The 10,771-nt window shown below is 65.3% G+C and carries 12 protein-coding genes; 7 read left to right on the top strand and 5 right to left on the bottom strand.

Translation table 11 applies throughout. The features are described 5' to 3' along the window. The first annotated feature begins 60 nt into the window (after positions 1-60). The 7 genes from E0L93_RS09695 to E0L93_RS09665 all read left to right on the top strand — a co-directional run bounded on the left by E0L93_RS09695 (position 61) and on the right by E0L93_RS09665 (position 7,069). A complete protein-coding gene (locus E0L93_RS09695) occupies positions 61-1,275 on the top strand; it encodes a sodium:solute symporter family protein (protein WP_132691303.1) in 1,215 nt (404 codons plus the stop codon). A gap of 43 nt (positions 1,276-1,318) precedes the next feature. Then, the gene (locus E0L93_RS09690; RefSeq protein WP_207890404.1) at positions 1,319-2,608 is read left to right on the top strand and encodes an ArgE/DapE family deacylase; all 1,290 of its coding nucleotides are present in this window, start codon (positions 1,319-1,321) and stop codon (positions 2,606-2,608) included. A gap of 292 nt (positions 2,609-2,900) precedes the next feature. Next, complete coding sequence (locus E0L93_RS09685; RefSeq protein ID WP_132691301.1) at positions 2,901-3,269, top strand: SPW repeat protein; 369 nt, start codon at positions 2,901-2,903, stop codon at positions 3,267-3,269. A 112-nt stretch (positions 3,270-3,381) separates the two neighbouring features. After that, on the top strand, positions 3,382-3,792 hold the full coding sequence (locus tag E0L93_RS09680) for a hypothetical protein (RefSeq protein WP_132691299.1): 411 nt from the start codon (positions 3,382-3,384) through the stop codon (positions 3,790-3,792). A gap of 44 nt (positions 3,793-3,836) precedes the next feature. After that, entirely contained in the window at positions 3,837-4,778 is a 942-nt protein-coding gene (locus E0L93_RS09675) for an LCP family protein (RefSeq protein ID WP_132691297.1), read from the top strand. A 48-nt stretch (positions 4,779-4,826) separates the two neighbouring features. Next, positions 4,827-6,242, top strand: a complete 1,416-nt coding sequence (gene argH, locus E0L93_RS09670; protein WP_243638177.1) for an argininosuccinate lyase — start codon at positions 4,827-4,829, stop codon at positions 6,240-6,242. Further along, positions 6,239-7,069, top strand: coding sequence for a metallophosphoesterase family protein (locus tag E0L93_RS09665; protein WP_132691293.1), 831 nt, complete (start codon positions 6,239-6,241; stop codon positions 7,067-7,069). Before argH ends, E0L93_RS09665 begins: the two co-directional genes overlap by 4 nt. Here E0L93_RS09665 and E0L93_RS09660 read toward each other — a convergent pair. From E0L93_RS09660 to E0L93_RS09640, 5 genes are read right to left on the bottom strand one after another with little or no spacing between them, the layout of a single operon-like run. Then, on the bottom strand, positions 7,066-7,428 hold the full coding sequence (locus E0L93_RS09660) for a hypothetical protein (RefSeq protein WP_132691291.1): 363 nt from the start codon (positions 7,426-7,428) through the stop codon (positions 7,066-7,068). The genes E0L93_RS09665 and E0L93_RS09660 overlap by 4 nt on opposite strands. Before the next feature lie 49 nt (positions 7,429-7,477). Further along, a complete protein-coding gene (locus E0L93_RS09655; protein ID WP_132691289.1) occupies positions 7,478-8,419 on the bottom strand; it encodes a glycine betaine ABC transporter substrate-binding protein in 942 nt (313 codons plus the stop codon). 26 nt (positions 8,420-8,445) lie between these two features. After that, positions 8,446-9,108, bottom strand: a complete 663-nt coding sequence (locus E0L93_RS09650) for an ABC transporter permease (protein ID WP_243638176.1) — start codon at positions 9,106-9,108, stop codon at positions 8,446-8,448. 1 nt (position 9,109) lies between these two features. Beyond that, positions 9,110-9,790, bottom strand: a complete 681-nt coding sequence (locus E0L93_RS09645; protein WP_132691287.1) for an ABC transporter permease — start codon at positions 9,788-9,790, stop codon at positions 9,110-9,112. Further along, positions 9,783-10,745, bottom strand: a complete 963-nt coding sequence (locus tag E0L93_RS09640) for an ABC transporter ATP-binding protein (RefSeq protein ID WP_132691285.1) — start codon at positions 10,743-10,745, stop codon at positions 9,783-9,785. Before E0L93_RS09640 ends, E0L93_RS09645 begins: the two co-directional genes overlap by 8 nt. Positions 10,746-10,771 lie beyond the last annotated feature (26 nt).

Here is a 10,771-nt window from a genome sequence, read left to right as displayed (position 1 = left end):
TCCACCGGGTGTCGCACCATGTCCGTCCTCCTTTAGCAGGAGTGAGCATGATGCCAGAGCATACCACTATCTACAACTGTAGTATTAATCGGTGCGGGGCTGGTTCTTAGTGAGGTCACCGGCATATCTTTCCCCGTGATGATCATCGTGTTCGTTCTGGCCCTTCTGGTCTTCGCGGCTCTCGGCGGCATGTTTGGTGTGGTGGTCACCGACACCCTGATGTTCTTCACCATGCTGGCGGTTGCGGTGATCATCGCTCCTATCATCATGGCCCAGGTTGGTTTTGCCGACATGAGGGCCCTGTCGGATTCGTATCCGGGTTACTGGACCATAGCCGGTGCGGAGGGAAGACCTCTTGGCTTCTCGCTCTCCCAGTTTCTGGTCTGGGTTCTGTTCTTCACGTGCACGCCTGCCCTCGTATCCCGCGTCTTCCCGGCGAAAAACGACTTTGTCATCCTGAGGGCCGCCATTATCGGGATCTTCCTGGTGCCGTTCATGCAGATCCCCGTCTTTCTGGCGGCCAGCGCGATGCGGGTGCTTGAGCCGGGCATTGAGGAGACCGACCGCGTCATGATAGTGGCGTTTCTGGAGCACGTTCCGGCGGTTCTCGGTGGGGTAGGTCTGGCCGCTCTGATGGCAGCGATAATGTCCACCGCCTCGACATTGTTCGTACTGGCGGGCTTCGGCCTGTCCAGGGACCTCTACGAGAATCTGAGAAGTGAACGTATCAGTGAGAGACACCGCATGATAGTGAGCCGTACGGCGCAGGTGATCGTCGGGCTTGTGGTTGCTGCGATCGCCATTGCCCAACCGGCGGCCATCTACTGGATCTCCATCTGGGCCGGAGCGCTCTTTGCGGTCGGCTGGTTGCCGACCGTGGTGGCCGGGCTTGAATGGAGGAGGATGAACGCCAAGGCTGCGATGGTTAGTATGCTGGTCGGTGTTGTGAGCTTCATCGGTATCACGGAGCTGGTGAACAGAGAGATGGTGGCTCTTCCCCTCTTCCTGGATCCGCTCATGGTAGCTTTCGCCCTGGCAGTCATTTCGCTGGTTGTCGTTGCCTTGTTAACCCGGCCCACCGAACGGGAAGTGGAGTATTTCCAGCAGATGAAGGGCGCGAGAGCCTCGGACATAACTATCAGAGATGTTCTGTCAAAGCCGGGCGGACTGGCGAAGCTGAAGCAGGAGTATCGGAATATATACGCCATCGCCATCTTCTTCCTGGTTCTCTCGGTTGTGGTATGGGGGTATTTCTTCTTCAACCTCGGTTTATGAAACCTTTAGAGGTGGCGTCTCTGATCGGCTGGGGAGGTAGAGGTTGAACGACGAGATCAGAACCGGACTACTCCGGCGTATCGAGCGCAACTGGGAGCAGGAGCTGGAGTTCTTAAGGGGGCTGGTGCGGCGACCCAGCACGCTGGGTAACGAGGCTCCGGTGCAGCGGTACATCGCCCGGGAGCTGGAGGAGATGGGGCTTAAGCCGGACATCTGGCAGATAGATCCGGCCGAGATCTCCCGGATGCCCGGCTACTCTCCGGTTGAGTGGCCCTACGAGAGCCGGCCGAACGTCGCCGCTACCCTGAGGGGCTCCGGAGGGGGCAGGTCTCTGATCCTCAACGGGCATGTGGACGTGGTCCCGGCAACCCCGGAGCACCACTGGACCTGCGACCCGTGGGGCGCCGAGATCTCGGATGGCCGCATGTACGGTCGCGGGGCGGCGGATATGAAGAGCGGGATTGCGGCCATGATCTACGCCGTGCGGGCTATCAAAGAGGAAGACATCGCCCTTGAGGGCGACCTCACCCTGGAGACGGTTATAGAGGAGGAGTGTACCGGCAACGGGACACTCTCCGCGCGGGCGCGGGGATACACGGCAGACGCAGCTATAATCCCGGAGCCCTTCGCGCAGACCGCTCTTGAGGCGCAGGTAGGGGTCATGTGGGCGCGGGTGACGGTCCGGGGGCAGGGGGCGCACGCCGAGCGGGCCTCCGGTGCGGTCAACGCCATCTCCAAAGCATATCCCATGATGGAAGCTGTGAAAGAACTCGAAGCCAAGGCCAATGCAGCCGGGCGCCCGGCCTACTTTGCAGGGCACGAGCACCCGCTTAACTACAACATCGGCCGGATTCGAGGTGGGGACTGGACCTCTTCTGTGCCCGAGGAGTGCACCTTCGAGGTGCGCATCGCCTGCTACCCTGGAGAGGATCTGAAAGAAGTGCAGAGACGCTTCAAACGTCACCTGATGGAGCGTGCAAGAGAAGACTCCTGGCTCTCCGAGAACCCGCCGGAGATAGTCTTCTACGCCTTTCAGGCCGAAGGATGCACCGTAGAGCGCTCAGAGCCCCTCTTCGCCACCCTCGGCGAACAGCACCGCAGCGTTACCGGTAAGGAGCTGCAGTTCTACTCCTTTACCGGGACCACAGACATTCGCTTCTTCAACCTCTACAGCGGTATTTCGGCTACCTGCTACGGCCCTCTGGGAGGCAACCTGCACGCTCCGGACGAGTGGGTGGATCTTGAAAGTGTTAAGAGCGTAACTCAAGTGCTGGCTCTCTCGATCGTGGAGTGGTGCAGCTCGAGAGAGCCGTTGAGCGACGAAGGTACATGAGGCTGCCTTTGGTGCTAATCCCACCTCAGAGACTGCCCGACCCGCTGATTACCCCTCCGGATGAGAATTCTGGCAGATGCCGGCCAGATAAATAACCCATACAGATACCACGAGCATAAGGTACGCGAACTCGTTCGAACGCCTGGCCGAACCGGCCGTAGCCGAATTCGCAGATCTCCCCCCGCCCCTGACCGCAGCCCGATCGTACAAAGATATGTGACGTTAATTTCATTTTGCGGTATAACATACGTAGAAGGCAAGGTAGCAAGGTTTTGAAAGGAGGTGAGGACCGGTGGTGACCTTGAGGCCCTGGACCCGCTGGCAGGACTGGGTACGGGCGGCGCTCGGGGCGTGGCTGTTCGTCTCGGCCTGGGTTCTGGGCACTGCTGCGGAGACGATGGCCGGGGCGTGGAACTTCTGGATCGTGGGTTTGGCCGTCGTTCTGGTCTCGCTCTGGGCGCTGTACATGCCTGGCGAGCAGCTGCCGCACTGGATCGGGCTTCTGCTGGGGGCCTGGGTTTTCGTCTCGCCGTGGGCGTTTGGGCTCGTTCTGCAGCCGGCCGGCTGGAGTGCCTGGATCGTCGGCCTCGCGGTCGTCGTTCTGTCGGGCTGGGTCCTGATGGAGCTGAGGGGGGGACCGCGGGCTCAGGCTCAGGGCTAGGTCCGGCGGGATGGGCCGTCTCTGGCGGGCGTCCGGCGGGCGCCCGCCGTTTTTGTTTCTGCAGGAGCGATCGAAGGCGCCGCCGATACGTAATATCCTCTGGGTGATGCTTATGGACCGGTTCCCGGAGATAGCGCAGCTTCGCATAGAGAGGATTCTGAACCGGCTCTTCGCCGGGGTGGAGGAGCTGCACCGCGTGTCCGGGAGGTGGGGGGAGATGCCGGAGGAGGAGCGCCGCGCCTTCTCTCTGGAGTGGGAGCGGACGATCAAGGACGATCTGGGGGAGGTTCACGGGCACTACCTGAGCCGGGGCATGCGGCCCGACCAGTACGAGCGGTACGGAGAGCTGCTTGGGAGGCTGGAGAAGAGCGAGGCGCTCATCGAGCGGATGGGGCTGTACCCTCCCCGCCGGCTGCTGCTCGGTGCCGCGCAGGAGAGGGTGGTGCCCGGGAAGAGGAGGGAGCCGCCGAAGATGCGCCGGAGGAAGCTGGGTGGTCCCTGGTGGCGCCGGTTCTTCGGGTAGGCGGTGTTCTGGCGCAGCTTAGGAACAGGGGATACACTGATCGCATGAAGTACGCTGGACGGCGGTTCGGCGGGACGGAGTCGCGGGGCCTCTGGAAGAGGCGTCAGAGGGCGCGCCGGCTGGGCTTCCTGGCGCTCGTTCTGGGGGTGGCGTTGCTGGCGGGTGGTGCCGGGGTGTGGACGGCGGAGGCGCTCGTTGGGGAGGAGCCTGCGCAGCGGGCGGCCTCCGGAGTTTCCGGGCGTGCTCCGGCGGTAGAGGCGCTCACCGTGCTCGTTCTGGGCGTCGATGGTTATCTGGACGACCGGAGCGGGGAGGAGGCGGTGCGGACCGACGTCATGATGCTCGTCCGGCTGGAGAAGGAGACCGGGAACGTGCGGGTGCTCTCCATTCCGCGCGACATGTACGTGGAGGTAGAGCCGGGCCGGTGGGACCGCATCAACAGCGCGTTCGCCTATGGGGGCGTCTCGAGGACGGTGGAGGTGGTTGAACGCTTCACCGGGGTGCAGATAGACCACTACGCGATCGCGGACTTCCAGGGCTTCGAGCGGGCGGTGGACGCTCTGGGAGGAGTGGAGGTCGAGGTGCGGGATGAGTTCCCGCCCGGGTGGAGGATAGGTGAGGGGGTTCAGAGGCTCAGCGGCCGGCAAGCCCTGCTATACGCCAGATACCGTGGGACTCCCGGGGGGGATCTCGACCGGATAGAGCGTCAGCAGCAGCTCGTGGCCGCCCTGCGCGACCAGGTTCTGAGGTGGGAGTCCCTGGCGAAGGTGCCCGAGGTAGCGGGGGTGGTCGCCGAGAACGTGGAGACCGATCTTAGCCTCGGGCAGCTCATATCGCTCGGCCAGACCTTCGTGAGGCACCGGAGCGGGAACGCCATGTCTTCTATGCAGCTGAAAGGCGCGCCCGTCATCCTGCCCGACGGCATGTGGGTCTTCATACCGGACGGGGAGGCCAACGAGGCCATCCTCGAGGCCTTCCGCGGTTAAACCCCTCACCCGGCGCGGGGACACCGGGTTTGATCTAAACTGGGGGACGTGAGACATCCGGGAGAGAAGAAGCTCTGGGGCGGGCGGTTCGCCGCCTCTCCGGCGGAGGCGTTCGAGCGGCTCAACGCCTCCATACCCTTCGACGTGCGCCTCGCGCCCTACGACATCCGGGGCTCCATCGCCCATGCCCGGATGCTCGGGCGTTGCGGCATCATCTCGGAGGAGGAATCGGCGCGGCTCGTGCGCGGGCTGGAGGCGGTGCTGGATGAGGTAGAGTCCGGGGAGTTCCGCTGGACGCTGGCGGACGAAGACGTACACACGGCCGTCGAGCGGCGGCTGCGCGAGCTCGTGGGCGAGGTCGCGCTCAAGCTGCACACCGGCCGGAGCCGCAACGATCAGGTGGCGCTCGACCTGCGCCTCTTCACGCTCGACGCCGCGGACCGGATAAGGCGGGGGGTGCTGGAGGTCATGCGGGCGCTTCTGGAGGTGGCGGAGGCGAACCGGGGCGTGATCCTGCCCGGGTACACGCACCTGCAGCGCGCCCAGCCGCTGTTGCTCTCCCACCACCTGCTGGCGCACTTCGAGGCGCTCAAGCGCGACGTGCGGCGGATCGAGGCCGCGTCCGAGGCCGCCCGCTTCTCCCCGCTTGGGGCCGCGGCGCTCGGCGGGACGCCGCACCCCGTGGATGTCGGGATGACCGCCTCTGAGCTAGGCATGGAGCCGTTCGCCAACTCGCTCGATGCCGTCTCGGACCGGGACTTCGCCTGCGATCTGCTCTACGCCTGTGCGATGCTCGGGGTGCATCTTAGCCGGATGGGAGAGGAGTGGGTGCTCTGGACGAGTCAGGAGTTCGCCTTCGCGCGGCTGGATGACGCCTACGCCTCCGGCTCGTCTATCATGCCCCAGAAAAAGAACCCGGACGCCTGGGAGCTCATGCGCGGCAAGGCGGGGCGTCTGGTCGGGGATCTGAGCTCGCTGCTCATCACGCTCAAGGGTCTGCCGTCCGGCTACTCCAAGGATCTGCAGGAGGACAAGGAGCCGCTCTTCGACGCGGTGGACGCGGTGCTGGCGATGCTGGCGGTGCTGCCGGAGATGCTGAGGACCGCCCGGTTCGACGCGGAGAGGATGCGTGCCGCCGCCGGGGGGTTCGCACTCGCCACGGAAGCTGCAGACTTCTTGGCGGCGCGCGGGGTGCCGTTCCGGGAGGCGCACCGGGCCGTCGGATGGCTCGTCCGGCGGTGTGAGGAGCTGGGGGTCTCGCTGCAGGATGCGCCGCGGGAGGAGCTTGTGGCGGCGCACCCGGCGCTGGGAGAGTTGCCGCGGGAGCTGCTTACGCCGGAGGGCAGCATCCGGAACAGGAGGTCTGCCGGCTCCACCGCTCCGGAGTCGGTGGAGCGGCAGCTCGCGGCCGCCCGGGAGTACCTTGCCGGAGTCCGAGTTGCCGAGAGAGGGGCAGAGAGATGAAGATAGTTCAGATGTCGGATATTCACGTGGGTTCGGGTCTCTTCCGGCCGGAGCTGCTGCGGGCCGCCGTGGAGGAGGCCAACGAGCTGGAGCCGGACCTGGTGGCCGTGGCGGGGGACATCACGATGGAGGGCTACCGCTGGGAGTTCGAGGAGGCGAGGGCGTACCTGGACCGCCTAAAGTGCCCGAACGTGGTGTACGTGCCCGGCAACCACGATGCCAAGAACGTCGGCTACCGGTACTTTGAGGACTTCTTCGGCAGCCGGGTGAGCTCGACGGTCATACCCCTCCCGGGGGGAGAGGCGAAGGTGGTGGCCATAGACTCGACCAAACCGGACCTGGACGAGGGAGAGGTAGGGCGCGAGTACTACGCCTGGATGGACTCCGAGTTGCGGGACTGGGAGAGGGGACCCAGGATACTCATGATCCACCACCACATCCTGGCCGTGCCGGGGACGGGCCGGGACGTGAACATCCTGCGCGATGCGGGGGACGTGATGGCCATCCTGAGGGAGCTGAAGGTGGATCTCGTCCTGGCCGGGCACCGGCACGTGCCCTACGTCTGGAGCATCTCGGGGGTGAGGATCGTGCACTCCGGTACGGTTTCGACCCTGCGCTTGCGGGGCACCATGCCGCCCACGTACAACTACATCGAGCTGGACGAGGAATCGGTGCGGATCATGCTGCACGAGCCGGGCGGCGAGCGAGAGCCGCTCGCCAGCTTCGCCCGCAGGCCGGTCACGACGAGCAAGTTCTACCCGGATCTGGAGCGGTTCGTCCGCTACGAAGCGCTGCCGTTCGCGGGAGAGGGCGGCCCGGAGAGCTAATCCCGATCCAGAAGGGCTAAGGCCTCTGTCTGGCCGGTCTTCTCGAACGCCCGGCGCAGAAGCTCGCGCCCCTCTTCGAGCTCTTCCTCGCTGCGGGCCTTCTCCTCGACGGTCCGCACCGTCTCCTCCAGATCCTCCGGGATGAACTCTATGCCGTCTTCGGCGATGATGACCTCCCGGATCTGGCGGTAGATGAAGTCCGGCTCTCCGGCGTAGACCCAGGCCCGGCGGGCGAGCACCCAGGCCCAGCCCTTCATTCGGATGGTGTTTTCCAGGTCCTCGTCTTCGACGTCGAACATCTCTATCCGCATCCGGTTTTCGGTTATTAGCTCCGGCTTTATCCTTACGCGCGCTGCCATGGGTACCAGTCTAGCAGGGTGGGGCGGTGCCGGAGAAGCGCGGCGGGCTCTACTCGATCAGGCCCTCCTCCTGGAGCCACTCGCGGGCTACGTCCTCCGGATTGCGCTGCTCCAGGTCCACCTGGCCATTCAGCTCGCGCATGGTCTCGATGTCCAGCCTGGAGGAGAGGTCGTTCAGGATCTCCTCTATCTCCGGGTTCTCTTCCAGAACCTCGGTGCGCACGACCGGGGCCGGCTGGTAGATGGGCCAGATCCCCTTGGTGTCCTCCATCACCACCAGCTCGTCGGAGGTGAGCTGGCCGTCGGTGGTGAAGCCCACCCCGACGTCACCATCGCCCTGCAGTACCCCCTGGTAGCGCAGCCCTAAAGAGTTGACGATCTCGATCCTCTCGAAGTCGAAGCCGTAATTCTCCTGCATGTTGGGGTAGCCGTCTTCGCGGTCCTGGAACTCGGAGAAGGAGACGAAGACGAGCTCGGGGGAGGCTTCGGCCAGATCCTCGAGGGTCTCAAGCCCGTATTGCTCGGCCACCTCGGCGCGCACGAAGATGCCGTAGTTGTTGTCGAAGGGGGCGGGCTTAAGCATGGTGGCGGACGGGTCGCGCTCGGCGTAGAGTTCGCGCGCGGCCTCGTAGGTCTCCTCCGGAGTGTCCGGGAACTCGCCCTCGTAGTTCAGCACCGCGGCCAGAGCGGTGCCGGTGTACTCGGGGTAGAGGTCTATCTGTCCGCTCTGCAGCGCCCGGTCGGCGAGCTGCTCGCTGCCCAGGTCGAGCTGTTTCTCGACGCTAAACCCGTTGGCCTCGAGCACCTGGGCGTAGAGCTCGCCCAAGATGTACTGCTCGGTGAAGTTCTTGGAGCCGACGGTGATGGCCGCTGCATCGCCCTCTCCGGCGGGCGCGCCGCCGGGGCTCTCGCCCACGTTGCCGCAGGCTATGAGGGCGAAGATCGCCCCGGCGAGCACCACGGCCCGGATCATCTTCTTGCACGTCTTCATTTCGCGTCCGTCCTTTCCTTGCTCGCTTACTTCCTGCCGCGTTTGCGGGCGACCCGGATCCCCTTCGGGGTGAAGGCCCGTTCCAGGCCGCCGAAGAGGAGCTCGGTGAGGATGGCCAGCGCCGCCACCGAGAGCGCTCCCACGAGCTGTACGGCCGGGATGTTGCGCTGCAGCCCCAGCACTATGAGATCTCCCAGACCCCCGCCGCCGATGAAGGTGGCCAGGGTGGCGCTGGCCACCACCTGCACCGCCGAGGTGCGGATGCCGGCGAAGATCACGGGTGCGGCTATGGGCAGCCGGATGCGGGTCAGGACCTGCGCTCCCGAGAGGCCCATGCCCCTTGCGGCGTCTATGATCTGCCGGTCCACCTCCGTCAGGCCCGTGGCGGCGTTGATGAGTATGGGCGGGATCGCCAGCGCGACGAGCGCGATGAGCGAGGGCGTGAAACCGAACCCGAAAAGAGGCAGCGCCAGCGCCAGGATGGCTAAAGAGGGCACCGCCCGGCCCACGTTGCCGACGTTTATGGCGACCAGCGTCGCCAGAGGGGAGCGGTTCACCGCGAGCGCGACCGGCAGGGCTATGGCCACCCCGAGGATGAGCGCCAGCGCCGAGAGCTCTACGTGGCGCCACACGGCGGGCCAGTAGTCCGGGCGGGCTAAGACCTCAAGCATCTCATGCAGGAGGCTCATCCTAAGCCGCCTCCTCCTGCTTCCGGCGCGCCCACGGCCTCAGGTAGCGCTCCACGCCCAGCAGCAGCAAGTCGGCCGCGACCGCCAGCGCCGTGGCCAGGACCGCCCCGGTTATCACCATGGTCGAGAAGTTCCGGTTGATGCCGTCGAAGATCAGGGTTCCGAGTCCCCCGCCCCCGACGTACGCCCCGATGGTCGCGATCCCGATCACCGTCACGGTCGCTATCCTCACCCCGGCCACGATCACCGGGAGCGCCAGCGGCAGCTCCACCCGGAAGAGGATCTGGCGCGATGTCAGCCCCATGCCCTTGGCCGCGTCTATGGTCTCGGCTGGGACGGAGTCCAGCCCGGCAACCACGTTGCGGATCAGGACCAGAAGCGAGTAGGCTACCAGCGCAATGATCACCGCATTGGGCCCGATGCCGATGCCCGGCACGGTGACAAGGATGGTGAAGAGCGCCAGGGAGGGGATCGTGAACAGAAGCCCGGTGAAGGCCGTGATGGGAGCGTAGAGGCCGCGGCGCTTGGCCGCCAGTATCCCGGCCGGCAGCGAGATAAGGACCGCGATGGCGACCGAGACCGCCGAGAGGTAGACGTGGCCGATGATGGCGGGCACGATGGTGTCGGAGAAGTTCTCCGCTATCCAGCTCCAGCTGATGAACTGGGGAGCCGCCTCAGTCACGCGGTGTCTCTCCGGTACGGAACATCTCCCGGATGGCGTCTATGCTGATCGCGCCGCGGACCCCGCCGTCGCCGGTCACCACCCCCTTCCCGGCCCCACGGCCGAGAAGCTCCGAGAGCGCGTCCCGGAGCGTCATCCGCTCGTCTATGCGCGGCAGGTCTTTCTCTCCGTTCGGCGGCTCCAGCTCCACCTCGCCGACCCGCGTGAGCGAGAGCCGCTTGAGTACCCGGTCGCCGCCGATGAACGAGGCGACGAACTCGGAGCCGGGCTCGGAGAGGATGTTCTCCGGCGTGTCGTAGCGGGCCAGGGTGCCGCCCTGCTCGAGGATGGCGATCCTGTCGCCCAGCTTTATCGCCTCGTCTATGTCGTGGGTGACGAAGACGACGGTCTTCCTGATGTTCTGCTGGATGTTCAGGAACTCGTCCTGCAAGCGCTCGCGCGTTATGGGGTCCACCGCCCCGAAGGGCTCGTCCATGAGCATGATCGGGGGGTCGGCGGCCATCGCGCGCGCCACCCCCACCCGCTGCTGCTGCCCGCCGGAGAGCTCGGCCGGGTAGCGGTCCCGGTAGCGGTCCGGCTCCAGCCCCACCAGCTCCAGCAGTTCGTCTACCCGGCTGCGGATGCGATCCCTGCTCCAGTTCAGCAGCGCGGGCACGGTGGCGATATTCTCGGCGATGGTGCGGTGGGGGAAGAGCCCGATCTGCTGGATGGCATATCCGATGCTGCGCCGGAGCTCGGTGCCGCTCATGGCGGTGTTGGGCTCGCCGTCTATGAGGATCTCGCCGGAAGAGGGCTCTATCAGGCGGTTGACCATGCGCATGGTCGTGGTCTTGCCGCACCCTGAGGGCCCGACGAGCACACAGATCTCCCCGTCCGGGATGGTGAACGAGAGCTCCCTGACCGCCGGTGCGTCAGAGTCGGGGTAGACCTTGCTGACCTCTCTGAACTCTATCATGGCTTCTCCACCATTCTTCACCTCGC

The sequence above is a fragment of the Rubrobacter taiwanensis genome (assembly GCF_004337705.1).
Classification (GTDB): domain Bacteria; phylum Actinomycetota; class Rubrobacteria; order Rubrobacterales; family Rubrobacteraceae; genus Rubrobacter_C; species Rubrobacter_C taiwanensis.
This window is presented reverse-complemented; position numbering and strand designations above follow the sequence as displayed.

Bases quoted from the DNA above. Each gene is read 5' to 3' on its own strand.
- E0L93_RS09675 (WP_132691297.1), top strand. From the start codon at position 3,837: ATGAAGTACGCTGGACGGCGGTTCGGCGGGACGGAGTCGCGGGGCCTC.
- E0L93_RS09650 (WP_243638176.1), bottom strand. From the start codon at position 9,108: ATGAGCCTCCTGCATGAGATGCTTGAGGTCTTAGCCCGCCCGGACTAC.
- E0L93_RS09680 (WP_132691299.1), top strand. From the start codon at position 3,382: ATGGACCGGTTCCCGGAGATAGCGCAGCTTCGCATAGAGAGGATTCTG.
- E0L93_RS09655 (WP_132691289.1), bottom strand. From the start codon at position 8,419: ATGAAGACGTGCAAGAAGATGATCCGGGCCGTGGTGCTCGCCGGGGCG.
- E0L93_RS09665 (WP_132691293.1), top strand. From the start codon at position 6,239: ATGAAGATAGTTCAGATGTCGGATATTCACGTGGGTTCGGGTCTCTTC.
- E0L93_RS09640 (WP_132691285.1), bottom strand. From the start codon at position 10,745: ATGATAGAGTTCAGAGAGGTCAGCAAGGTCTACCCCGACTCTGACGCA.
- E0L93_RS09660 (WP_132691291.1), bottom strand. From the start codon at position 7,428: ATGGCAGCGCGCGTAAGGATAAAGCCGGAGCTAATAACCGAAAACCGG.